General features: G+C 49.7%; 20 protein-coding genes. 15 read left to right on the forward strand and 5 right to left on the reverse strand.

All coding sequences use genetic code 11. From position 1 onward, the window contains the following. Window positions 1–106: 106 nt before the first annotated feature. The 9 genes from cysI (at window position 107) to EPO18_RS07615 (ending at window position 9,210) form a co-directional block, all read left to right on the forward strand. Window positions 107–1,816, forward strand: coding sequence for an assimilatory sulfite reductase (NADPH) hemoprotein subunit (gene cysI, locus EPO18_RS07575; RefSeq protein WP_292432630.1), 1,710 nt, complete (start codon window positions 107–109; stop codon window positions 1,814–1,816). 551 nt (window positions 1,817–2,367) lie between these two features. Continuing rightward, window positions 2,368–3,957 (forward strand): mechanosensitive ion channel family protein, encoded by a 1,590-nt coding sequence (locus tag EPO18_RS07580; protein ID WP_292432632.1) that lies wholly within the window; start codon window positions 2,368–2,370, stop codon window positions 3,955–3,957. A gap of 308 nt (window positions 3,958–4,265) precedes the next feature. Further along, the gene (locus EPO18_RS07585) at window positions 4,266–4,754 is read left to right on the forward strand and encodes a TolC family protein (RefSeq protein ID WP_472850879.1); all 489 of its coding nucleotides are present in this window, start codon (window positions 4,266–4,268) and stop codon (window positions 4,752–4,754) included. A 172-nt stretch (window positions 4,755–4,926) separates the two neighbouring features. After that, window positions 4,927–5,238: a hypothetical protein gene (locus tag EPO18_RS07590; RefSeq protein WP_292432636.1), complete on the forward strand. Its 312-nt coding sequence runs from the start codon at window positions 4,927–4,929 to the stop codon at window positions 5,236–5,238. Window positions 5,239–5,354: 116 nt separating this feature from the next. Continuing rightward, window positions 5,355–5,897 carry a hypothetical protein gene (locus EPO18_RS07595; RefSeq protein WP_292432637.1) on the forward strand — a complete coding sequence of 181 codons (543 nt, stop codon included), beginning with the start codon at window positions 5,355–5,357 and terminating at the stop codon, window positions 5,895–5,897. A 97-nt stretch (window positions 5,898–5,994) separates the two neighbouring features. After that, complete coding sequence (locus EPO18_RS07600) at window positions 5,995–6,327, forward strand: hypothetical protein (RefSeq protein WP_292432639.1); 333 nt, start codon at window positions 5,995–5,997, stop codon at window positions 6,325–6,327. A 112-nt stretch (window positions 6,328–6,439) separates the two neighbouring features. Further along, window positions 6,440–7,147 (forward strand): hypothetical protein, encoded by a 708-nt coding sequence (locus EPO18_RS07605; protein WP_292432641.1) that lies wholly within the window; start codon window positions 6,440–6,442, stop codon window positions 7,145–7,147. A gap of 151 nt (window positions 7,148–7,298) precedes the next feature. Then, window positions 7,299–7,877: a hypothetical protein gene (locus EPO18_RS07610; RefSeq protein WP_292432643.1), complete on the forward strand. Its 579-nt coding sequence runs from the start codon at window positions 7,299–7,301 to the stop codon at window positions 7,875–7,877. A gap of 1,036 nt (window positions 7,878–8,913) precedes the next feature. Beyond that, window positions 8,914–9,210, forward strand: a complete 297-nt coding sequence (locus EPO18_RS07615) for a 4-fold beta flower protein (RefSeq protein WP_292432645.1) — start codon at window positions 8,914–8,916, stop codon at window positions 9,208–9,210. A gap of 588 nt (window positions 9,211–9,798) precedes the next feature. On the opposite strand, the gene EPO18_RS07620 is transcribed toward EPO18_RS07615, so the two are convergent. After that, complete coding sequence (locus tag EPO18_RS07620; RefSeq protein ID WP_292432647.1) at window positions 9,799–11,133, reverse strand: hypothetical protein; 1,335 nt, start codon at window positions 11,131–11,133, stop codon at window positions 9,799–9,801. 347 nt (window positions 11,134–11,480) lie between these two features. Here EPO18_RS07620 and EPO18_RS07625 point away from each other — a divergent pair, with 347 nt between their 5' ends. From EPO18_RS07625 to EPO18_RS07645, 5 genes are all read left to right on the forward strand, one after another. After that, window positions 11,481–11,828, forward strand: coding sequence for a hypothetical protein (locus EPO18_RS07625; RefSeq protein WP_292432648.1), 348 nt, complete (start codon window positions 11,481–11,483; stop codon window positions 11,826–11,828). A 297-nt stretch (window positions 11,829–12,125) separates the two neighbouring features. Continuing rightward, window positions 12,126–15,797, forward strand: coding sequence for a DUF3683 domain-containing protein (locus EPO18_RS07630; protein ID WP_292432650.1), 3,672 nt, complete (start codon window positions 12,126–12,128; stop codon window positions 15,795–15,797). Between the two features lie 38 nt (window positions 15,798–15,835). Next, complete coding sequence (locus tag EPO18_RS07635; RefSeq protein WP_292432653.1) at window positions 15,836–16,426, forward strand: LOG family protein; 591 nt, start codon at window positions 15,836–15,838, stop codon at window positions 16,424–16,426. Window positions 16,427–16,719: 293 nt separating this feature from the next. Next, window positions 16,720–16,977 carry a type II toxin-antitoxin system Phd/YefM family antitoxin gene (locus EPO18_RS07640; RefSeq protein ID WP_292432655.1) on the forward strand — a complete coding sequence of 86 codons (258 nt, stop codon included), beginning with the start codon at window positions 16,720–16,722 and terminating at the stop codon, window positions 16,975–16,977. Beyond that, window positions 16,974–17,252 carry a type II toxin-antitoxin system RelE/ParE family toxin gene (locus tag EPO18_RS07645; RefSeq protein WP_292432657.1) on the forward strand — a complete coding sequence of 93 codons (279 nt, stop codon included), beginning with the start codon at window positions 16,974–16,976 and terminating at the stop codon, window positions 17,250–17,252. Before EPO18_RS07640 ends, EPO18_RS07645 begins: the two co-directional genes overlap by 4 nt. Before the next feature lie 21 nt (window positions 17,253–17,273). Here the strand turns inward: EPO18_RS07645 and EPO18_RS07650 are convergent, their stop codons facing one another. The 4 genes from EPO18_RS07650 to rpiA all read right to left on the reverse strand — a co-directional run bounded on the left by EPO18_RS07650 (window position 17,274) and on the right by rpiA (window position 20,554). Beyond that, entirely contained in the window at window positions 17,274–18,578 is a 1,305-nt protein-coding gene (locus EPO18_RS07650) for a DUF3422 family protein (RefSeq protein WP_292432659.1), read from the reverse strand. A gap of 77 nt (window positions 18,579–18,655) precedes the next feature. After that, entirely contained in the window at window positions 18,656–19,081 is a 426-nt protein-coding gene (locus tag EPO18_RS07655; RefSeq protein WP_363331488.1) for a sulfite exporter TauE/SafE family protein, read from the reverse strand. Window positions 19,082–19,140: 59 nt separating this feature from the next. Further along, on the reverse strand, window positions 19,141–19,593 hold the full coding sequence (locus EPO18_RS07660; protein ID WP_292432661.1) for a nucleoside deaminase: 453 nt from the start codon (window positions 19,591–19,593) through the stop codon (window positions 19,141–19,143). Window positions 19,594–19,900: 307 nt separating this feature from the next. Further along, window positions 19,901–20,554 (reverse strand): ribose-5-phosphate isomerase RpiA, encoded by a 654-nt coding sequence (gene rpiA, locus EPO18_RS07665; protein ID WP_292432663.1) that lies wholly within the window; start codon window positions 20,552–20,554, stop codon window positions 19,901–19,903. Window positions 20,555–20,792: 238 nt separating this feature from the next. Between rpiA and recC the strand changes: the two genes are divergently transcribed. Beyond that, entirely contained in the window at window positions 20,793–24,098 is a 3,306-nt protein-coding gene (recC, locus tag EPO18_RS07670; RefSeq protein WP_292432665.1) for an exodeoxyribonuclease V subunit gamma, read from the forward strand. Window positions 24,099–24,144: the final 46 nt, after the last annotated feature.

Below are 24,144 nucleotides of genomic sequence, written 5' to 3' on the forward strand. Positions count from 1 at the left end.
GTTTTTAAAACCTGGAAGGTCTGCATTCCGAAAACTTACGCTAGCTCCTAAACTCCAGTTTGGGAGCCAGCGAAAAAGGAAGTTTATTAAATGTGAGGTGTAAATAATGACCGATATAACTCAGGAAGAATTAGCAAAACGGGCTGAAGTCGAGCGAATCAAGGACGCCAGCAATTATCTTCGCGGCACGTTGGTCAAGAGCCTGCAAGACCCGCTGACCGGCGCACTGGCCGAGTACGATACCCAGTTATCCAAATACCATGGCATTTACCAGCAGGATGACCGCGACTTGCGGGACGAGCGCCGCAGGCAAAAGCTGGAGCCTCGCTATCAGTTTATGGTTCGTATCCGTGTACCCGGCGGAGTATGCACCCCGATGCAATGGCTGGAAGTGGACCGCATCGCCAACACCTGGTGCAACCATACCATCCGGCTGACTTCGAGGCAGGCTTTTCAGCTGCACGGAGTCGTCAAGCGCAACCTGAAAAAAACCATTGCGGAAATTAACGCCGCGCTGCTCGATACCATTGCCGCTTGCGGAGACGTGAACCGCAACGTCACCTGCAATCCCAACCCGCATCAATCGCGGTTGCATGCGGAAGTCTACGAGTATGCCTGCCGCATCAGCGAGCATTTGACTCCCCAAACCACCGCCTACCATGAAATCTGGCTGGATGAGGAACTGCTGTCCTCAAGCCGGCAGGACGAAGAGCCGATCTACGGTAAACACTATCTGCCGCGCAAATTCAAAATAGCGGTCGCCATTCCGCCCAGCAACGATGTCGATATATTTGCCAACGATCTCGGCTTTATCGCGATCGCCGAGGATGATCATCTGCTCGGGTTTAACATCACCGTCGGCGGCGGATTGAGCATGGCCCACGGCGATACCGAAACTTACCCGCGCTTGGCCGACGTAATCGGCTACTGCCCGAAAAATAAGACGCTGCAAGTCGCCGAAGAAATCGTCAAGATTCAGCGTGATAACGGCGATAGAGTCAATCGCAAACACGCGCGATTTAAATACACCATCGAAGACCGAGGCGTCGAGTGGTTCAAGTTCGAACTGAACCAACGCTTAGGCTGGAATATAGAGTCGCCCCGGCCTTTTATTTTTGAGCATTCGGGTGACCGCTACGGCTGGATCGAAGGCATTAACGACACTTGGCATTGCACGTTATTTATTCAAAACGGACGCATACTCGACACCGAAGATTTGCCGATGATGACCGGTCTGCGTGAAATCGCCAAAGTGCATGACGGCGACTTCAGGATCACCGCTAACCAGAATTTGATTATCGGGCAGGTCGGCAGCAAAAGAAAACCTATTATTGATGCGTTGCTGAAAAAATACCGGCTGGCTCATTCCTATCCCCACACCGCGTTGCGCCTGAATTCGATGGCCTGCGTGGCTTTTCCCACCTGCGGCTTGGCGATGGCTGAAAGCGAGCGCTACTTCCCGTCACTGATCGATAAGCTTGACGTAATTATCAAACAGACCGGGCTTGAAAACGATCCGATCCTGGTCCGCATGACCGGCTGCCCGAACGGGTGCGCACGCTCAGTGCTGGCGGAAATCGGCTTTGTCGGCAAAGCGCCGGGCAAGTACAACCTGTATCTGGGGGCAGGTTTTTACGGTCAACGCTTGAATAAACTGTACCGCGAAAATATCGGCGAAGAACAGATTCTTGCCGAATTAACGCCTATTCTTCAGCATTATGCTCGTGAGCGGGAACCGGGCGAACGATTCGGCGATTTTGTAATTAAGGCCGGTTATGTCAAAGAAGTGCTGACCGGTAAAGACTTTCACTCGTAACCGACCAATCGACAAACCACGTATCGGTAGGGCCGCCCCTACCTCAATACTGTTGACTTAAACAGTACAAAGCCCTCTCGGCAATTGCTCTGCATTGCTCTACCTCCTGCATCCTTGCAGTCGTCCAGAGAGAGGGTTGGGTGAGGGGAAATCAAATGGAAAAAAGCTTATTTAAATCCCCTCATCCCAGCCTTCCCGGCAATTGCTCCTGCATTGCTCTACTACCTGCATCCATGCAGGCATCCCTGAGGGAGAAGGGGCGCGCACGCTTAAGTCAACAGTATTGCGCCCCTGCCTTGACATCAAACCCAACTGATTTATTTTACCTTTGTGCCTTCAGGCGCACCGTTTACAATACTCAAAACATTAAAAGTACGGATTCATCAATATGGCGCAAATAAGCGTTGCCTAAAGTGTCCACTGTCGGTGCTTTAGCTCCACACTACAGGTTTTTAGTGTTCACTAGGCTTTTTTCCATAAGGCATTTTCGCCCAAAAATGCTCCACTTGGAGATTGGCGGCTATCTGATTTTTAACCGGTAAGGACTTAAAATGCCTGAACTCGAACATTTTTGGCACAGCTTTGGTATTTTTGCCCAACAGCATGATCATTTCGGCCTGCTTCTTATCGTTGCGCTGATTATTGCCGCGTTGCTATGGCGCTGGAGGCCGCAAGACCGCAAACCGGTTACCACCACTTTACTGTTTTTGACGATTGCACTCTTGGGTCTTGCTCTCAGCGGTGTGCTGGCTGCGTTGGATATTAAATCTTTCGCAACAGGGCTGTATGAAGTCAGCATTTTTGCCGGGGGAATGGCGGCTATTCGGCTTTTCGGTTTGTTTTTGTTCCGTTTAATACTGCCGTTATGCCGTATCAATCTGTTGCGTATCCTTGAAGACCTTGCCGAGCTCGCCGGATACGTCACATGGTTAATGGTTCATTTGCATGCCGCAGGGCTGGATTTGTCCGGCATTATTACAACCTCGGCGGTCATGACCGCCGTGCTGGCTTTTTCGATGCAAGATACCTTAGGCAATATTCTTGGCGGGTTGGCTTTGCAGTTGGATAACTCGATCAAAGTCGGCGATTGGATTAAAGTGGATGACGTCAATGGCCGTGTCACAGATATTCGTTGGCGGTCCACTGCGATAGAAACGCGTAACTGGGAAACGATTGTGATCCCGAACAGTTTGTTGATGAAAAGCAAGTTTTCCGTGATCGGGCGCCGTAGAGGCCAACCTCTGCAATGGCGGCGCTGGATATATTTTGATGTCGGCTACGAACATTTTGCGGGAAAAGTCATCGATATTGCACAAAATGCAGTCCGTAACGGACGTATAGCCAATGTTGCCGATGCGCCGGCGGCGAATTGTTTGCTTATGGATTTCAGCCCCAGTTCGTCGCGTTACGCTTTGCGTTATTGGCTGTGCGATATTGAAGCGGATGACGTCACCGATTCACAAGTGCGCGGTCGGGTATATGCAGCTCTGCAACGGGCCGGGATAAGTTTGCCGTATCCGCAATATCATATTCATATGACCAATAAAGACGATCAATATGAACAGAACAAGCGTCTGCGCCGTATTAAAGAGCGGATGGATGCTTTGCAGCAAGTGGAATTGTTCAACACTTTGCATGGCGATGAATTGGCCGAAATTGCCGAGCGTCTTGTCTATACACCTTTTGTGCAAGGCGACCTGATGATGCGCCAAGGTGCGATAGCGCATTGGCTTTATATCATTATAAGCGGCGTTGCCGATGTATTTCTGGAATTACCGGATGGCGGACGCCGGCGGATCGATACCATTCATGGCGGATGTTTTCTGGGCGAGATGGGCTTAATGACCGGCGATCCACGTAGCGCTACCGTCATTGCTCAATCCGAGGTATTAGCTTACCGGCTGGACAAGGATTCATTTCAAAATGTTCTGGATAACCGCCCCGAGCTTGCCGTGGAAATCAGTAAGCTGTTGGCAAGCCGCCGTTTCAGCGTCGATAACGCGCAGCAACAACTGGATAGCGAATCCGCTGCTCAGCTAATGGCGCAACACCAAAGCACCTTCCTTGGGCAGATTCGCAGTTTTTTTGGGCTTGAGAGTTTTGCTAGGTTATCCGGTGTAAACCCGTCTTGCGAAAATTAAGTACGCTTATTGGTTATACGGATTTTTCCCGTGAGTAAGTTAAGGCGAAAATTTTCAAAATGGCCTGCCCCATCCCTAACCTGCCGATATATCCGTTCCTTGAGTCGTTGACTGACTAACTACGCTTGCGGTATTGATCGACCTTACCCCGGCTGAACTGTCCTTGAGCCCTGCGCCTCTGGACATACAGCCGCCGCGGAACGCAAAATGGCCGCCGCCAACGCCCAGATCGGCGTGGCGAAAGCAGCTTATTACCCGACTTTGAACCTAGTCATGACCAATGCTTTCAATCTCCGACGATAGAGACATTGTTCACCATGGCGCGTCGCTATTGGGCTTTGGGTCCGACCGGTGCGGCGCTGACACTGTTTGACGGCGGCGCTAAAAACACCCAGTACAAACAGGCCATCGACAGTTTCGACGCCAGCGTCGCCGGTTACCGGCAAACGGTGCTGACCGGCTTTCAGGAAGTGGAAGACAATCTGGCCGCCTTGCGGATACTGGATGAAGAATCTCAGGTGCAGGATAGAACCCTCGCCGCAGCCGACCAAGCGCTGGCGCTGACCATCAATCAGTATCAGGCCGGAATCGTCAGTTATCTGAATGTAATGGTCGCGCAAACCGCGGTCTTGTTAAACCGGCAGACCGCCGTACAGCTACAGGGCGAACGGCTGTCGGCCTCGGTATTGCTGGTCAAGGCTTTGGGTGGCGGCTGGAACGTGGCGATGCTGCCGAGTCCGGAGCAAGTGGGCGGCGAGGTTAAGTGGACGGATTATTTGATATTTCCGGTGGATTGATCTGTTTGAGAGGTGTATTTTAAATTTGCCGGATAGGTTGCTATCAATTATTAATTCATATAGCATCTGGTCTAACGGATTGCCGGGGCGGCGTTATACACCGATAATTGGAAATTAATATACACCTAAAAAGGTGTCTACTTTACGTTATGTGTTTAAAAGCTGAGGCACCATGAGCCAGTGCATTGCTCAACGTAAACTTATGTTTAGCCTGAAAGGCAAAAACGAACGAAATCCGTTCGTAGTCCAGGTTTTGGCTCCTCGTGAGCTAAAAGAAGGCGATGTCGAGTTTCAGTTCACAGGAGGCACGGCAGTATGCATCGTTCAATTTGAAGGCTTGCCGAGCGTCAATCCCGAGCACGTGTATGGGGCTGATTCACTTCAGGCACTTCAGCTCGCCGCAGACGTGGAACCTATCCTCAAGCGCCTGAGTAAAAAATACGATCTCTACTTTCCAACGGGAGAAGGCTACTTTGAAGAGTGAGCATCATTTGTGGTGGGTGCCAACACATAACAGGCGCTCAACCGGAGCGCGGTTATAATGCGGTTTTGTTTTTTCAGCTTTCCGGGCCGCGCCCGGTTAGCTTTACGTTAGGCGCCATGAAGCCCACTGCACTGATCCTCTCCGTCGCATGCTCGATAGCTTTCTCAGCCCGAGCTGCGGAGTTCCTTGAAGCTCGTATAGACGATAGCGGTAGCAGATTGACGGTTGTTCGGTCTGATGGTGCAACATTCTCTGCTCCGAAGTTTGAAGACCAAGATAGCTTCGACAAGCCAGCCGTATCCAGCAATCATGGATATGTCGGATGGCTTGCACTATTCCCGAACCAAGGGGCATCATACTCACAACCGCTATACCTTGTCGTACTGGACTCATCAAAGCGCGCTCGACGCTTTGCCGGAGACTTTGGGATGGTGTTCGGTTGGTGCTTTGTAAAGGGGAGCGACACCGTCGTCTACCGGTATCAGTTTCCCCATGGAGTGACACCGATTGGCTTCGACATGCGACGCCTGAAAGATGGAAAGTTATTGCGCCGCGTGCGCGTGCAACCCATCAAACCTGATGAAGACGAGTCCCAAGTCATCCGGGCAAAGGTGCCGGCATGGACGAGGTGCGCACAAGACGGTGCAGCCGCAAAATGACGCCTAACATGGCGCTCAACCGGAGCGCGGTTATAATGCGGTTTTATTTTTTCAGCTTTTCGGGCCGCGCCCGGTTAGCTTTACGTTATGTTGCTCAATGAATACTGATAAAGAAAATGAACTAGTGGCTGCATTCACCACTGCTGCAAGGGAACTTGGCTTTAGGTTTACATCGCCTTTGATTATCGGAAATGACTCCTTTCTTGGTTTGGTACAGGATTTCGGGAGCCCAAAGGGAACGGTAATTTTTTTACTTGGTTTAAAAAACGATTTCACGGAAGTTAAACAAACCGGGCATTTCTTTTCTGAGCTGGCGGGATCGTATTGCGTATTTAACCGAAAAATTTTTGAAGAAACTCTTAATGACTGGGGCTATTTTGGTCCCGCGTCAGAGAAGCCAAGCTGGTTTACGGGGCAACCATGGAGCTAAGCAACATAACACGTCGTCCAACCGGACGCGGTGAGACAGTGCGGCAGTTCTATCAGGTTCGTGGCCCGCGCCGGTTAACTCTGCGTTATACATGTCCAGTTGTGAGGAAAATATGGATATAGTCGCAGCTATTACTGCTCTTGCCGCTTTAGTCACTAGCTTAGCTAGCTTATTCATGATTTTTGAAATGAAGAGGCAGAGAACTGCTACTTCTAAGCCCATATTGAAGGTTCTTACAAAAAGCAGAAGCGCAACCGTCAAAAATGAGAGTAAAACTTGGTTGTGGGATGATAACGAGGCTTCGCATTTCACTAAACTTAGACTTGTGAACTTTGGAACAGGCCCTGCTTTAAATGTTGAAGTTGAATGGGATATTGAGTTAGAGTCATTAGTCAGCGTATTAAAATTTTTTGATCCTTACAACCAATTTGATATTGGACATGAACGCGGCTGGATAAAATTAGATAATTCATTTCACGCCATACATAATCAACGGTCAGCTAGAATTGATGCAGTCCCAGTCAATAAAGTGTCTGATAGTGAGTTCTTAAACGTTCCATCCTACTATTTAAGTGCTTTTGAAAAATATGTTGAGTTAGGGCTTTTAAGTAGGCCGAAAAATGATACAAACACTGCCAAAACAATCGAATTACCTGATTTTCCTGAAATATACGCTAACCTCAAATATGAAGAAATAAATGGAACAAAAATGATGCAAAAATTCAGAATGTTACTCTCTATTATTTCTGTATTACCAGTAGAAGGGACTGAAGAAAAAAAGGTAAGTGCCGAATTTAAGGTCGAAGAAGTCAGCGTGTAATGTATTTACGTATAACAAGTCAGTCAAAGGGACGCGCCGCCCGTTGGCGGTTTTGAAGTTTGGTTTTTTATCAAGGTTCGGCGGCTTCGCTAAAGCTCAGTGAGCGGCGCGCCCCTTACCGTAACGTTAGGCATCCATTTGGAAAATAATAATGGCTTTTGGTTCTGAACTCCCAGCATTAGAATTATTTATTGATAAAACTTCTAAGCTTGAGAATAGTGGCTTTGTAAATAAAATAAGGCAAGAGTTTACTTTAGATATAAACATTGATCTTTCGCGTACAGATGTATTGGAGGTCAGGAGCATTAGACCAAACCAAGAAAATATTGATGCCTTTATATTAACTTTTAGGTTCTTTATACAAGATAATGAAGCAATTTCAATCAGAAAGTTACAAAAATTCTTTGATTCAAATTTTGTAACTAATGAAGAGAAAACTAAGTTCAATGCTATACGAAAAAGCCTTAATGATTTTCTATCGGAAAATTCTAACTTAATATTCAAAGAAGAAAACATTTCAAACAGTTTACTAATGGACACTTTTATTTATGGAGGGTTATCACATGCAACAAAAGGAAAAAAAGAAAAGTTTGATTTATGGATGAGCAGAGATGATGCGCAAGAGTTTTTTTGGCATAAATTCTCAATAATAATTTTCACGGTTTTACAAGCAATTCAATCTATTAGAGACATGCTTTTAATTGTTATAGAAAGAAATAAAAATGCCTAACAAGTCGGTCAAAGGGACGCGCCGCCCGTTGGCGGTTTTGGAGGTTTGGTTTTTATCAAGGTTCGGCGGCTTCGTTTCGCTTTCGTTGGCGGCGCGCCCCTTACCGTAACGTTAGGCGTAGTCGTGCCATGAACTTACCTCTGTACTTCATAATTTTAGCGACTCTAATAACCGGTTGTAACTCAAACTCCAATGAACCGGACGACCAGTTGATCCAACAAAGCTTCCAACAACATTTTGGTAAATATGAAGAGCTGTTGAAAATGTACCGCGAGGATATGACTGAATCAAACGTTAGTTTCGTGAGTGCGGAAGACCCAAGTCGCACACAGTGCAACCTGCGGCCTCATAAAAATAGTTGTAGTTTACGTATAGGAAGGTGGAAAAAATACCAAAGCCTCCTACAGCAATTGGGCATTCTTTGGATAGAACACAATAGCCTAACCGATCCATACTATTTTGTAACCTACTACGAACCAATTCTCATGAACGCTAGGTTAAAGGGAGTTGTTTTCTCTGAAGAAAAATCTCCCCAGGTTTCTGCGTATTACCCAAAGCAGCAATGGCGGTCTATTCAAAGAGGGTGGCATTCATTTCTAATAATTAATGGGTAGCTATTTTGTGTCGCTATGGTTGCGGTTCGGTTTTGGCTTCCGTTGCTTTGGGTGCAGTATCGTTTTGTTTTGTCGACTCTGCGTTTTCAGCTTGGTCGCCCCAAGGTTAGCGTTTAATTTTCTGTTGCTTTGCTGGCATTCTCTCGGCTTTGTGCAGTTTTCACGTTGCCTTCGTTTCGCTTCGTTGGTAAAGTCCGGTCATCGCTGGGTTTGGCGTTCGCCGCACATAGGGGCAAACTAAGCTCTTTTGGTTGGTGGTAGTTTGGCTTTGGCTGTGTTGCCCGGCCTAACAAGTCAGTCAAAGGGACGCGCCGCCCGTTGGCGGTTTTGAAGTTTTGGTTTTTATCAAGGTTCGGCGGCTTCGCTAAAGCTCAGTGAGCGGCGCGCCCCTTACCGTAACGTTAGCCACCAAGAGGTAACATATGACCGACTACATTTATAACTCGCATGGTAGCGCCGTGGGCTTCATCCGAGGGAAGTACATCCACGACATAAGTGGCAATGCGATTGGGCAAATCAACGGCACCCATGTTCATAAGCTTGCGGGCAGTTACGTTGGGGAACTGCATAAAGATATGGTTGTCAACAAACATCTTGGCAACTACGGCAACATCGGACATCCAGGGAATCCTGGCAATCCAGGTAGCCCCGGCAATCCCGGAAATCGGAGGGCGGTAAACTACGGTTATCCCGACGTCTTTGATGAGTTGTTGAAGTAATTGGCAGCTAACCCGGCGCTCAACCGGAGCGCGGTTACAATACGGCTTTATTTTTCAGCTTTCCGTGCCGCGCCCGGTTAGCTCTACGTTAGACGTTCAAAGGAAATTATGAGCACTGCGAAAGTCTCAGAGCCAATCTCAGGTGACAAGGCATATCAAATACGTGCAAGAGTCGCACTCCCATTACTTGTCCGCCAAGCACAGGCGGGTATCCCAATCTTTTATTCCGATCTGGCTGAAGAATTGGGAATACCTAATCCTCGTAACCTCAACTTTGTGTTGGGAAGCATAGGGCAATCATTAGAGCGTCTATCAAAAGCGTGGAAGACTAAAATCCACCGATTAAATGCTTAGTCGTAAATAAAAGCACAAGGCTGCCAGGTGAAGGGATTGGCTGGTTCCTTGTAAAAAAGAAGATTTTTCTGATCTATCGCTACGGCAAAAACGAGCAATTGTTGAGACAGAACTTCAAGCCCGTAAGATGCGGTGAGTTTGCGAACCGCATCGTTCGCGATTGATGCGGTTCCTGTCGTCACCGCATCCTACAGCCCTGTATCGGAGAACGAGAGCCTGCCAGTATAAGCCCGGTCAGAACTCCATGGACCAGGTAAGAATAACGCTGTGACCGCCGAACTGAGGACCTCCCCCGGAGTTTCGCAGGATGCCGAAATTGTAGCTATAGTCCAACGTCACTTCGGAATTGCCTGGCGCGCCTGAAATCAAACCGGCCCCCAGCGAAGGTAATGAATCCATCTGATTTCCCACCTGGCCGTTGTCCTTGAAGCGCGGACGGTCGATCCAAGCCATGGAACCGCGTAAATAGGGATAAACGAAGAACAACGCTTCATAACGATAATGCAGATCTATGAGGCCGTAACTACGCGAATAAAATTCACCGAATACGGTACCCGGTAAATCCGGGATGGATAAGGCGTCCCACTCCCAGGCGGTTGGGCGCGATGACAAGCGAAAGGCGGAAAAGCGATCCAAATTTTTGCCGATTCCGGCATAGGCGCTGGCGATCAAACGGTGCCGTTCATTCTTCACACCTGGGATGCCGCCTGCCTCCACCATATAGGCGCTGGCGGCAAAATAGTCCTGCTGGGCGCCGGCATGAGACGAGCCGAGTTGCGGTTCTCCCCAGTTTTCCCAATTGTTCCGATGGCCATACACGAGGTCCATACCCGTAGACCATCCTTGATGGGCAAGTTCTAAAACATTGCGTTCCAAAGTATCGGCGCGCAGGCGGAAATGCACTCGACCCTCATAGGTATCTTGGGGCGTAATGAAATTCTGCGCGGTATTTTTGTCACGCTCGAACCACAAGTAGCCGGGCTCATAAGTCAACGCCAATTCCAAAGCGTTGTCCGGGTGGCCGGGGCCGATCGGTGTACGATAGCCCAATCCCAGCCCGGCACGCGCGTAATACCATTGCAACTCGACAGGATCGATGCTCTCTCCCTCGACGTACTCGGGCCGTCCGACGGGAATCGTGAGATTCTCGAAGGTAAAGACGAAATCCGGCCCATGCATGGACTCCGGGGCGAAGTTATAGCGCAGGTCGTTGTAGAGCCCTGAAATGACGCCGCGGAAACGCTGTTTGTTATCCTCTGCATGGCGCCAGACGTAGAGTGCTCCGAGGGGTTGTAAGATATCCTGCCCCTTGCTCTGCTGGTTGGGAAACAACAGCGCTCCACCGAAGGGAATGATCACCGGGCTGCTCGGCCCATCCGGAATGTAATTCATCCCCAGCGTCAAAGCGGTCACCCGGTGGCGATTGCGCTTGGGCGCGGTGACCGGCATGCCCCATAACTCCGTATGATACTCTTCGCCGGCCCGTGGCGTGCGATAGTCATCCGCTTGCACGCTTTCCGTCAGCATAGTGGCCGAGAATAGGCTGATCAACCAGACTTTGCTATTCATACGTTTCCTTTCCTCAGTTTATGAGTTTTAGGCTATCGACCAAGTGCCGAGGTATCCAGGTCGCGGGCATTGCATCGCTTAGCTGAGGTTTCCTCCATTCTTTGTTCAATGCAAATGTCTAACTAAGCGGAGAGAATCCGACTTTGAAGGTAAAGCGGCTGACAAGACTTTCCGTCGTTGATGGTTGGAAAAAGAAAATCGGAAAGACAAAGATAGATCTTGCGATATTATCTTTGTGCCGTGAGAACCTTTCTGCCCAGCCGGGGCTTAGCCTACAGGTAGACTCTATTTAACAGAGGTGTATGAGTAAATATGTACAATCACTTACATGAAGACTGTAGGATGCGGTGACGGAACGCCGTTCGGTTGTGCGCGTTGCCCGTGGTGAAAGAGGGATTTGGCAACGCCGTTTCCTTCGAGGTGCTTCCTTCGACAGGCTTCCTTCGACAGGCTCAGGACAGGCTTGGGAGCATTTGATTCGGGACGATGAAAATTATGCGGCACATATCGGTTATTGCCACATCAATCCGTTAAAACACGGGTTAGTTGAACACATGGCGGATTGGCCTTATTCAACGTTTCATCGTTATGTGGATCGTGGGGTTTATCCATCAAATTGGGCGACACGGAGCAGTTGCCGAGGCGAAGCAAAAGAAAGTAACTCACCTTCAGGTGCGAAAACCCGATTCAAATAACCGTCGCGGGAACGACACATTAATAATAAAAATGTTAATACAGTCTAAATTCGAATAAATGGGTAACATCAATTACTAAACAAGGCCGGCAAAGAACTTTATCGGTTGTCCACACGCTGAGTAATGGCACGTATAGCGCAAAATGTTGAACGGAGATCATAATTATAGAGATAAATGAATACTTTCATCATCGCAATCATTTAAGAGACAATACCTTTGGATGCTGATATTTTGTCATCATCCCGTCTCAATCATTAGAGACAATGCATTATGCTGACGCTACCCCGGATAAGATAAATGTCGCCAACCACCTTAAAAACCGAAGCCGATTCTACAATAACCATTCCCAGAGGCTATAGGGAAATTCCGTTTAACTATACGTCTGCGGATGACTGGCAGGTCGTATCTTTCCTGCTGGGTCCGGAAATCGCCTTAATTTTGGAGGAACTGCGCGACCGGCGTGTAACCGGACGCTCAGCCCGTTTACTGATGCGTTTTTTTGGGGAGATTTTGATTTATCGACGCAATCCTTATCTTCTCCAGGAGCTGGTCAGTTCGGCCAGCAGACGCAAGCGTATGTTCGACAATGCCGATAAACACTTGGGTATTATCGAACAGAATATCGGAGATGAAGCCAGGGTGCATAAAGTGCTGATCGCTTCCCGCCAACTGCTGGACGATTTTCGTAAGGATGTCGAAAGCGTACCGGGCTTGCGCCGCCGCATGAAAAGAGAACTAGGCGCAGTGACGGGCGTCAGCAACGTATTGTTCGATCCGTTTACATTGGTCTCTCACGCGACCGATGCGACCGACTGGCGTTTGTTCCTGCCGGTCGCGGTGGTGATGCCGGACAAAGAAGACCAAATTGTGCCGCTGCTCACGGCCATTGCCAAAATGGGGCTCAAAGCCGTGCCGCGCGGCGGCGGTACGGGTCTGACCGGCGGCGCGGTGCCGCTACGTCCCGATTGCGTGGTGATTAACACGGAAAAGCTCGACCGCATCCGCGGCACGCGGGACATGGAATTCAAACTGTGGGACGGACAGACCGCCGTGGCCCAAGTGCTTGAAGTTGAAGTCGGCGTGATCACCGAAAAAGCCCACCAATATGCAAGCAACCGGGGCTTGGTGTTTGCGACCGACCCGACCAGCGCCTGGGCGTCGTCGATAGGCGGCAACATATCCGAAAACGCCGGCGGCAAATGCGCGGTGCGTTGGGGTACCTGCATCGACAACCTGATTTCATGGAGAATGGCGATGCCCGGCGGCAAGCGTTGGGAAGTGCGCAGAATCGATCATCAATTACGCAAAATTTTGCCGGAAGATAACGTGACTTTCGAAGTGCTCGATGACAACGGCGAGTCGCTCAAGATCATTGTGTTAAAAGGCAGCGAAATCAGGAAAAAAGGCCTGTGGAAAGACATCACCAACAAAGCGTTGGGCGGCGTTCCGGGCTTACAAAAAGAAGGCACCGACGGCATTATCACCTCGGCAGAATTCATTCTTTATCCGAAATTCGAAGCCATGCGCACGATTTGCCTGGAGTTTTTCGGGCAGGACATGGAAGAAGCCAGCCGTGTAATTGTTGAGTTATCTAAGGCGTTTCCGTTTCCCGACCAAGGCGAAGACACTCTGGTGGCGCTGGAGCATTTCGATGACGAGTATGTGCGCGCGATCGATTATCAAGTCAAATCAAGCAGTTTCAAAACGCCGAAAGCCGTTCTGTTAATCGATGTTGCAGGACACAATTTAGATCAAGCACAGCGGGGAATCGATAAAATACGCGCCATTTTGGACCGGCACCCCAATAGCGAACTCTTTGAAGCGCACGATGCGGCCGAAGCGGAGCGATACTGGGCAGACCGTAAAAAATTCGGGGCGATTGCCCGGCGCACCAACGCTTTTAAGCTGAATGAGGATGTCGTGATTCCGCTGGAAACATTGGCCGAATTTGCTCGCTTTATCGACGAGGTCAATGTAGAAGAAGAACGTTACGCCCAGATGAAGTTTCTGGATCGGGCGGCGGCTCTATTTCGCGATCCTCCGGTTGAAGACAATGCCGATTCATTTGCGGCGCGGTCCAGCGTTGCGCTATATCTTTATACGACCGCCAAGAACACGCTACCTCTAGCCGATGAAAAAACATTACGCAGCTTGGCTATCATCAATGATTTCAGGCAGGAGTTCGTCGAATTGGCTCGCGGATTCCCAAAAATTATTGCCGCCGTAGATATTGCCCATCAGGAAGTGCGTGACCGGCGTATCGTGCTGGCAACCCACATGCACGCCGGAGACGGCAACGTGCATGTGAACTTGCCGGTGTTGTCCAATGACCGGGACATGCTGGAACGCTCGGGTGAAGTCATCGACCAAGTCATGTTTAAAGTCGTTGAATTGGGCGGCGTGGTGTCCGGTGAGCACGGCATCGGCGTCACCAAACTCAAGTATCTGGAAAAAGAGCGCATAGCCGATCTGAGCGCCTATCGTCGCGAAGTCGATCCTACAGGTCTGATGAATCCCGGCAAGCTTGAAGATTTTGACGCACTGGAACATATCTTCACTCCATCGTTCAACTTACTAGGACTGGAGGCGCGCATTTTGCGTCACGGCCAACTCGAAGAGCTGGCAAACAAAATCGCTCATTGCGTGCGTTGCGGAAAATGCAAACCCGATTGCGGCGTTTTTCATCCTGCGGGCAGCCTGTTTTACCATCCGCGCAACAAGAATTTGGCGATCGGCGCGATTATCGAAGCCCTGCTGTTCGACGCGCAGCGCGAATATTCGACGCAATTCGAATTGCTGCAATGGTTGGAAGAAGTGTCCGATCATTGCACGACCTGCCACAAATGCGCCAAGCCTTGTCCGGTCGATATAGATTCCGCCGACGTATCGGTGTTGGAACGCCGGATTCTGGCGGATTGGGGTTATAAGCGCATGCCGCCAGCGACCAAAATGACGCTGCGCTACTTGAACAGCGGCTCGCCGGCGTTCAATAAAGTGTTCCGCTTCGGCGTACTTCGGGCCGGTGTTGCAGGACAGCAGCTAGGCACGTTGTTAGCCAAGCCGCTGCAACCGAAAAAAGGCCAATCCAAGCATTACCCGTTGCAACTGCTGAGTTCGCCGATGCCGGCTGTGCCGGCACTTACATTGCGTGATTTGTTGCCCGACTGCAAGGACGACCAGGTTTTGGTGTTTGAACCCGAACAGGAAGCCGAACGCACCGTCTTCTATTTTCCGGGTTGCGGTTCCGAACGCATGGTATCCGACATATCAATGGCGGCCATTCATGTCTTGATGGGGTTAAAAATCCGGGTGGTTTTGCCACCGCCTTTCCTGTGCTGCGGATTTCCGGCTTACGCCAACGGTCAGACCGAAATGCATTCGCAAAACGGTTTGCGCGTGACGATCCTGCTCAATCAAATCCGGGACATGTTCACCCATCTGGAGTTCGACGGCTGTGTGGTGACCTGCGGAACCTGCCGCGAGGGGCTGAATGAGATGGAAGCAGCCAAATTGTTCGGCGGTCGGCTAGTCGACATAACCCGTTATGCGCTGGAGCGGGACTTGCATTTGGCGGGCACCGGCAGCGAGAGTTATCTGTATCACGCTCCCTGTCACGATTCGCTGGACGGCAAGGCGCTGGACGTGCTCGATAAGCTCGGCGGATTCGGCAGCGTTCAGCCAGTGCCCAATTGCTGTTCAGAGGCGGGAACGCTGTCGCTGTCGCGTCCCGACATTTCCGCTGCGATGCTGCATCGCAAACGCGAATCGCTGGCGGAAGTCATGCCGGAAAAAGGCAGAGCCACAATCCTGACCAATTGCCCGTCCTGTATGCAGGGGCTGGGCCGGAATAAAGGCATGGGCGTCGATCCGCAGCATCTTGCTGTGGCGTTGGCTGAAAAATTGTCCGGGAAATCCTGGTTGAAGCAGTTTAAGGTGCAGGCGAGTAGGGCTAAGGCGTTTAATTTTTGAGGTGAATTGATTGCTCTCGTATTATTGAGAATGAAAGCATGACGTCAATTAACAGCATTTGTATTTATTGCGGCTCTAGTTCGGGGCGGCTCGATGCGTATGCTTCGGCCGCTCTGTCAATGGCCGAGTCATTAGTCAACCGGAACATCAAACTGGTTTACGGAGGCGCCAGCATCGGCATTATGGGCATGATGGCGGATCAAGTGTTAAAGCTAGGCGGCCAGGCTATCGGCGTTATACCTAAGGCCTTGGCGCATAAGGAAGTCGCACATCAGCATCTGACCGAACTGCATGTCACCCAGTCCATGCATGAGAGGAAGATGCTGATGGCCGAGCTTTCAGACGGATTTATAGCGCTCCCCGGAGGCATAGGAACGCTTGAGGAGTTATTTGAGATTTGGACTTGGGCACAGCTGGGATTTCACCAGAAGCCTTGCGGTTTGCTTAATGTGGAAGGTTATTACGATTCGTTGATTGAATTCTTAGATCACGTAAGGGCAGAGAAATTCGTTAAACACCATCACCGTGCCATGTTGATGGTGGAATCCGGCCCGGAAGCGCTATTGGACCGCTATGTCGATTATCAGCCCCCTACTGTGGAACATTGGCTTGGCAAAGACGAGACCTGATTGATTGTTTTTACATTGTTTTCACTGCTACGCGAATGTGGAGTTATAAGCCCACGGTTAGCTTGAGTGTGGCGATCACGATCATTATTCGAGCCGAAAATAGTTATGTTTGAATATTGTTAAAAAGCGCGAATAAATTCGCGTCTACAAAATAGATTACCTCTTAATTTAACGGCGATGACGTAGCGCATGGAAGGATGAAGGAAAAAATCACCTGGTTTAAAATACGCTTTGCAGTGCTATCCATAATGTGATCCAATGTACTACACAACGCACTAAACCAGGAGAAAATCATGTCCAGCATTAGCGCCAACGATCTCAAAACAAAGGGCGTTTCCGCTATCGAGGCCGAACTTGCGCATCAACCCGAGGCGATTATTTCGGTGCGCGGCAAGGATCGTTTTGTGGTGATGGATATTGCTCATTACCACTATCTGCGGGAATGCGAACTAGAGGCCGCGCTGGCCGAAACACGAGCCGATCTGGCCGCAGGGCGGTTCATCAAGGAGTCGGCAACAGACCATTTGGCGCGTTTGGATAACACTGAATGAGCTATACATTGGTTTTCACCGACCAATACACCCGTCGGGCCGACCGTTTTCTCAAACGGCACCCGGAATTGAAACAGCAATACCTCAAAACCCTGCAATTGCTTGAAGCTAACCCCTTCCATCCTGGACTACGCTTACACTCTCTGAGCGGACGGCTTGACGGCCTGCATTCGGTTTCAATCAATCTTTCTTACCGCATCACGCTGGAATTGCTGGTTACAGAGAAAAAAGAAATCATTCCGGTCAATGTCGGTGGACATGACGCGGTTTATTGACACGGCTAGGACGAAACTCTGTTACTCAGTAGTATTAGCAATAATCTTATGAATCCGTTTAGTGCTAATAGCGAAAATAATCAAAATAAACGGAATAGAAATGCCCTCGACGGTTTCCGGGTTAACTTTCCATCCCATCGTATGAAACACTTCGGCTATTTTGCCGATCAGGCTGGCCGCGTAATAAGTAATGGCGACCATCGAAATGCCTTCAACCATTTGTTGCATCCGTAATTGCATTTTTGCCCGCAAAGCCATTGACGTGAGTAAGCCCTGATTTTGTTTCTCGATAACGATGTCGACACGCGTGCGCAGTAACTGACTGGCGTTGCTGACGCGTTCGGAAAGCTGGGTAAAGCGGCGCGAGATTGATTCGCAAGTATTAATTGCCGGTTCCAAACGTCGTTTGATAAATTCACCCAAGGTTTGAATGCCTTGAATCCGAACTTCACGCAAATCGTTTACACGTTGTTCGACCAATTGATAATAGGCACTGGCAGCCGCAAAGCGGAAGTGATTACTGGATATATAATTTTCAATCTCAGCGGCCAATGTGGTTAGCTCGTCCAATAATTCGCCATCATTATTGTCAGGTAACGTCATTGCGTTAGTGATCGTATACAGCTGCCGGTCGGATTTATTTAATGCCGGGTATAGTTTGCGCGCGATAGGAAAAGCCAGCAACGCCATAACCCGGTACACTTCAATTTCAAATAACCGCTGCAATAATCGCCCTGCCTGTTCGGTTCTTAAGCCATGGTTAATGATCAAAAAGCGGCTGAAACCGTCAACGTGAATGCGAAAATCCGTAAATACCGAGGCGGCACCGCCGGTTACTTTAGAACCGATGACGGCGTTGTTCGCAAAGTAAACCGATAAAGACGACAAATCCGCATTCTCATCGTAATCAATATCGGCAGCGGAAACGATGGATGCATGAGCCGCGACAATCAGTTGCCCGGTTAATTGCGACATCCAATCCACCGGAACTTTTTTTAACGCGCAATCCGTAAAAGGCTCTTTAGGGGTGTCATGTACATAAAAACTGTAAGTACTGAACTCGCCATGTTGTTCCCAACGTATCTGAAAAGAATTGAAAGTCGCACTAAATTGATCCGCTTCTTTTTCGGGCGGTGTAACGCCGAACCGCTCGCAAAGCGTTACCAAGTGCTTACGTTCCTGCATTTTTTCTTCAGTCGACAGTAATAATGCAAGATGGCTGGCTCTGACCGGTAGATTGAGATTAACCGGTGCTCGGGCGTGAACTTCGTTATGAAGTACAAAGCGTTGGGGATGGTTTTTAGGAATAGGGAATAAAGTTGTCACGAATGTTTTTAAGAATCTCTAAGCGAATGAAGAATGAGCCAATTTTACATAAAAAATGCAGCAAGTAGTAAAACCCGTTAAATCCATCCGAGGCGCTTACAAGTACCATAGATGAGGTATACCCCAATGCCGCAAACAAAGAGGCCGAAGATCAGACGAAGCTGCGGCCCTTGCATTTGATTTGCGAAGTAAGCTCCAATCCAGGCTCCCAGGAACATGGTCACGGCAAGAATGATGGCAGCCTTCACATCTACGTTTCCGTGCCGGTAATATTCGAATGCCGCAGCAAGACCAATGGGAGGAAGCAGCACTGCAATGGTTGTTCCCGTCGCCATGTGCTGAGAGAAACCGGCCCAGTAAATAAGCGCCGGTACGATAACTAGGCCTCCGCCGATACCGAAGAAACCCGACGCGATACCTCCAATAAGACCAATAATCACGAATATGAGCCATGATGGCATCCGGATCCTCCTTTCATTGTGGAAGCTTGCGGAAATGAGTATAAGTCCGTAATCAGCCTAAGCGCAATTTATGAGATCATCAAAAGAAGGTCTTGCAGGCCTTAAACACAATCACATTCGCCGATATCTTCAAACCAGATTTGCGGAGAATGCTGGATAAAGCGCTGCATCAGTGAAATACAATCGGCATCGTTCATTTCAACGACTTTAACTCCTGCGTCTTTGAGCCAATTCAAGTGACCCTCGAAGTTGACCGATTCGCCGACCACAACGGTGCCGATATTGAATTGTCGGATCAAACCCGAGCAATACCAGCAAGGCGCCAATGTCGTCACCAAAAATTTGTCGCGGTAATTGGTTTGGCGGCCGGCTTTGCGAAACGCGTCGGTTTCGCCGTGGATGGACGGATCGTTATCTTGCACCCGGCGGTTGCGGCCGCGTCCGAGTAAATTACCATCAGCATCGAACAACGCCGCGCCAACCGGCACGCCGCCCTCATCAAAACCGGCCTGCGCTTCGGCGAATGCTACGGCCAACATGTCTGTATGATTCATCGGGAGTTCTCCGGAATGGGCAAGGGTTAAGCATTGTAGGAGCGGGCGGTACCCGCAATGGAAGAGCTACAACTTTATTTCGCTCCCACGCAACGCGCCCGTCGTTATATACAAGTCTCTATTCCGACAGTCCTAGATCTGGCGTCGGGAGACATGCCGATAGGCAGACCTTCCAGGTTTTTAAAACCTGGAAGGTCTAACTGGCCGCATTCTTAACAGACGGGACAGGGTAATCCTGTCCTAGTCGTTTAATAATTTGTGTATACCGTACAACGAGCGCGCTACGTGGGAACGAGGGCTATATATTTTAAAACGTAGCGACTTCAGTACCCTTGCCGATCAGTACGACATCCGCTGGACGCATCGCAAAAATGCCGACGGTGACTACGCCGGTAATGTTGTTGATGATTTGTTCCATTTTGATCGGATCGATAATGTCCAGGTTATGCACATCGAGAATCACATTGTGGTTATCGGTGATAAAGTTTTCCCGCCACACTGGCTGTCCGCCTAATTTAACCATTTCCCTGGCAACATAACTTCTGGCCATCGGAATGACTTCAACCGGCAAAGGAAATTTGCCCAGAACATCGACGCATTTGGTTTCGTCGGCGATACAGATGAATTTCTTGCTGGCCGCTGCGATGATTTTTTCGCGGGTCAACGCGCCGCCGCCGCCTTTAATCATATATTTGTGCGGATTGACTTCATCAGCTCCGTCAACGTAAACATCCAGCGTACCGACTGCGTTCAGGTCCAGCACAGGAATGCCGACTTGTTTTAATTGTGCGGTGCTCATTTCGGAACTGGAAACCGCGCCTTCAATATCGGCCTTAATGTCGGCCAAATAATTAATGAAATGCTTCACCGTAGAGCCGGTGCCTACGCCGACAATGCCGACACCTTTAACATACTCCAAAGCGGCTTGAGCTACTTTTTGTTTTAATTCGTCTTGTGTCATAAGGTCATCCTGATTTTAGTTATGGGTAATTAAATGGTGTGTGATAATACCTCAGATAGAGTTGTCCAGAAAATTTTTGTGCTCTTGCGGCCGTTTCTAAGAGAGGCATCTGCCGTAAGGCGTGCCGTGCGCGCCTTGGGAGCTAAGGCGCGCACGGCACGCCCTACGTTTTCAGGACAAAATTTACACAACGATTACAGCTGGTTTCTAAAAATGCGAACAATAAATAAAACCGCTCATGTTCATCCTGCACAGCTCCAATAAGACAGAAAACCTGGTCGCCCACCTGACCGTAGTCATCGAAAACTCACCGCTGTCGTCGCCTTTTGCCAAGGAAGTTTTCCTGATCCAAAGCCAGGGCATGGAGCGGTGGTTATCGCAGCAGTTAGCCAGTCAATTTAAGGTCTGGGGAAATTACGAATATTTATTTCCGGGCAAGTTTTTCAGTTCTCTGGCTCAGAACATCGACAGCCGCTTAAGCGATGCGGCTTTTGAGCGTAATTTAATGCTCTGGCGGATTGAGGCATTGCTGCGCAAACTGGACGGCGATACGTTTTTGCCGCTAACACAATACCTGTCGGGAGAGAATATCGATTTAAAACGTTACCAGTTAGCCCAGCAACTGGCGCAGATTTTCGATCAATACCAGATGATGCGGCCGGATATGTTGGCGGCGTGGCAAAAAGGCCAACTGTTATATCAAACAACCGCCGAAGTTTGGCAACAAGCGCTATGGCTGCAAATAACCGAACAGACCGGCAACAAGCATCGCGGCTCGTTATGGCTGGATGTAATCGCCAAGTTGAATGCCGCAAAAGAAGGCGCATTCAGCGAACAGTTGCCGGAGCGGATTTCGGTATTCGGGCTTAACACCATGCCGCCTTTGTTTTTAAGTTATCTGCAAGGCCTGTCCAAACATTGCCAGCTGCATCTTTTCCTGCTCAATCCGGCGCAGGACTTTTGGGCCGACTTGGCGAACAAAAGACAGCGGATGAATGATGAAAACTTTTCCGGCCATCCGTTGTTGTCGACATTAGGCCAGCAAGGGCGCGAGTTTCAGGAGATGTTGCTGGAGCAGGCGCAGTTCGATTTTGAACCGGAAAGCTTTGAACCCGCCGAGGCAAACAATAACTTGCAACGTTTGCAAAACGGTATTTTAAACAACCGGCTGGACGAACCAAGCCTGCAAGCCGATAACTCAATCAGCATCCATGCCTGCCATTCCCGGATGCGCGAGGTGGAAGTACTGAAAAATCAATTGCTGCAAGCCTTGGAAAGCGACCCCACGCTGGAGCTGCGCGACATTGTGGTGATGGCCCCGGATATTCAGGTCTACGAGCCGTTTATTTCCGCCGTGTTCGACGACATACAGCACGCCATCGCCGACCGAAGCTTGCGCCTGAGCAACAATGCGCTGGACGCATTCATCCGATTTTTAAATTTGAGCCAAAGCCGCTTCGGCTGGCAGGCAGTGCTTGATTTACTGGAACAGCCGGTCGTTTATCCGGGCTTCGGTTTGTCCGAAGTCGATTTGGAATTGATCAAGCACTGGGTGCAGGATACGCATGTCCGCTGGGGCAAGTCGGCGGAGCACAAGCAGGAACTCGGCCTGCCCGAACTTAGCGAAAACACTTGGCAAGCGGCGCTGGACAGGTTGCTGATGGGCTACGCAGTGGGCAGCGACCAGGATTTTGTTTTAGGCATACTGCCGTACAAAGATATTGAAGGCTCCCCTGCGCTGGCACTGGGCGGTCTGTGCGATTTTATGCAACTATTGTTTAAAGCCGGCAAGGACTTGAAGCAAGCGAAAACCCTGAAAAACTGGAGTGCGCAGCTTTATTATTACGCCGACCAGTTATTGTCGGCTGCGGAACCCGCCGAACGCCAGCAGCTTAACGAACTGCTGGCCGAACTGTCCGATGAGTTGCCCGCAGTGCATAACGATGCCGTCGAACTGCAAGTGATTGTGGCCTGGCTGGAAGGCATGGTTGCCGAACGAAAATCGTCCAACGGTTTTTTGCGCGGGCAACTGACCTTTTGTTCGATGCTGCCGATGCGCTCGATCCCGTTCAAAGTGATCGCCTTACTGGGCATGAACGACGGCGAATTCCCCAAAATCGACCGTCACCCGACTTTTGATTTGCTGGCTCGTAACTTCCGTAAAGGCGACCGCTCGCATCGTGCCGACGACCGTTACCAGTTTCTGGAAATCCTGCTGTCGGCAAGGCAGCAATTGATCATGACCTATATCGGCCAGTCGATCAGCCATAATGACGCGATTCCGCCGTCGGTGGTGATCAGCGAATTGCTGGAAGTTTTAAAGTATGGCAGTGACCAAGTGGCTGACTTAGCCAGCGCAAAGCCCTCTCCAGAGGGAGAGGGTTGGGTGAGGGGAAATCAAAACATAACCACCCGGCATCCATTACAGCCATTTAGCCGACGCTATTTCGACGGTACGCCCAATTTATTCAGCTTTTCAGAAGCCGATTGCGAAACCGCCACAGCACTGGCCGACAGGGACAGCAAGCCGTCATCCGCCACAGTCAATTTATGGTGGCAAAAAGAACTCGCCAAAGAAGCTGAGGACGCCAGAATAATCGAAGTCATCGAACTCGGTGAATTGTTCAGTTTTTTCCAGCATCCGCAACGCTATTTTTTGCGTCGGCAAATGGATTTGCGCTTTAGCGGCATAGAAGCCGACACCGAAGAACGCGAACCGTTCTCTATCGCCATGCTGGACGGTTACGCTATTTATCATGAATGGATACGCGAAGCGTTAAACGACAAACCAATATCCGTAAAAAAACTGCAAGCTCAGGGCCGATGGCTGGCCGGTGTGCCGGGCGAGCTGGAGTTCGAGCGGCAACAGAAGACGATTAACCAATTTGTCGAATTAATTAAAGCCAAAAACCTAGGCACGCTGTTAGACGATTTGCCGATAGACATCACAATCAATTCCTGCCGACTGGTCGGCAAACTGAGCAACCTTTACCAGAACGGCAGCCTGCTTTACCGTTACGCCAACCTTAAAGGCAAGGATTTTATATGCGCCCTACTGCATCACGCGGTAATTAATCAAGTTCAAAAGCAGACCGCTTTGAGCACTCCCGGCAACTACCCGCCTGTCGGGATCATGCCTTTGGCTACCGATACAACGCCTAAAGAAGCAATCGCGGGTCTGCAATCGACGTTCCTGCTCAGCGCCGATGAAGACTTAAGCTTATTGCCGGAACATTATCAACCGGATCATTTAATGTCATTGATAAACATCTATCGGCTAGGCCGCGAACAGCCCGATGCATTCTTTGTTGAACCGGCTTTCGCGTATATCAAACAGGCTCATAAGCTGGCGGCCAGCAGCCGCGCCTCAAAGTCGGCACTGGATGCGGCAATAGAACAATTGACCAAAGCTATAGAGCAACCCTACGAACCGGAACTCAGACGGCTTTACGGTAATGTGGCAAACTTGGGAGTGGTGCTGGGCGATTCATTCGAGCAGCAATGCCAGACGCTTTTGCAGCCGATTTGGAATGCAACGCATTGATATCCCCGTCTCTATTACAAAATTAAGTGGAAAGACCTAAACAACA

The sequence above is a fragment of the Methylobacter sp. genome (assembly GCF_004322395.1).
GTDB lineage: Bacteria > Pseudomonadota > Gammaproteobacteria > Methylococcales > Methylomonadaceae > Methylobacter_A.

Excerpts from the sequence above, each read along its gene's own strand:
- EPO18_RS07620 (WP_292432647.1), bottom strand. The coding sequence starts at position 11,133 with ATGAATAGCAAAGTCTGGTTGATCAGCCTATTCTCGGCCACTATGCTG.
- EPO18_RS07645 (WP_292432657.1), top strand. The coding sequence starts at position 16,974 with ATGAGCTATACATTGGTTTTCACCGACCAATACACCCGTCGGGCCGAC.
- rpiA (WP_292432663.1), bottom strand. The coding sequence starts at position 20,554 with ATGACACAAGACGAATTAAAACAAAAAGTAGCTCAAGCCGCTTTGGAG.
- EPO18_RS07595 (WP_292432637.1), top strand. The coding sequence starts at position 5,355 with ATGAAGCCCACTGCACTGATCCTCTCCGTCGCATGCTCGATAGCTTTC.
- recC (WP_292432665.1), top strand. The coding sequence starts at position 20,793 with ATGTTCATCCTGCACAGCTCCAATAAGACAGAAAACCTGGTCGCCCAC.
- EPO18_RS07605 (WP_292432641.1), top strand. The coding sequence starts at position 6,440 with ATGGATATAGTCGCAGCTATTACTGCTCTTGCCGCTTTAGTCACTAGC.
- EPO18_RS07580 (WP_292432632.1), top strand. The coding sequence starts at position 2,368 with ATGCCTGAACTCGAACATTTTTGGCACAGCTTTGGTATTTTTGCCCAA.
- EPO18_RS07610 (WP_292432643.1), top strand. The coding sequence starts at position 7,299 with ATGGCTTTTGGTTCTGAACTCCCAGCATTAGAATTATTTATTGATAAA.
- cysI (WP_292432630.1), top strand. The coding sequence starts at position 107 with ATGACCGATATAACTCAGGAAGAATTAGCAAAACGGGCTGAAGTCGAG.
- EPO18_RS07590 (WP_292432636.1), top strand. The coding sequence starts at position 4,927 with ATGAGCCAGTGCATTGCTCAACGTAAACTTATGTTTAGCCTGAAAGGC.
- EPO18_RS07635 (WP_292432653.1), top strand. The coding sequence starts at position 15,836 with ATGACGTCAATTAACAGCATTTGTATTTATTGCGGCTCTAGTTCGGGG.
- EPO18_RS07660 (WP_292432661.1), bottom strand. The coding sequence starts at position 19,593 with ATGAATCATACAGACATGTTGGCCGTAGCATTCGCCGAAGCGCAGGCC.
- EPO18_RS07640 (WP_292432655.1), top strand. The coding sequence starts at position 16,720 with ATGTCCAGCATTAGCGCCAACGATCTCAAAACAAAGGGCGTTTCCGCT.
- EPO18_RS07630 (WP_292432650.1), top strand. The coding sequence starts at position 12,126 with ATGTCGCCAACCACCTTAAAAACCGAAGCCGATTCTACAATAACCATT.
- EPO18_RS07600 (WP_292432639.1), top strand. The coding sequence starts at position 5,995 with ATGAATACTGATAAAGAAAATGAACTAGTGGCTGCATTCACCACTGCT.
- EPO18_RS07615 (WP_292432645.1), top strand. The coding sequence starts at position 8,914 with ATGACCGACTACATTTATAACTCGCATGGTAGCGCCGTGGGCTTCATC.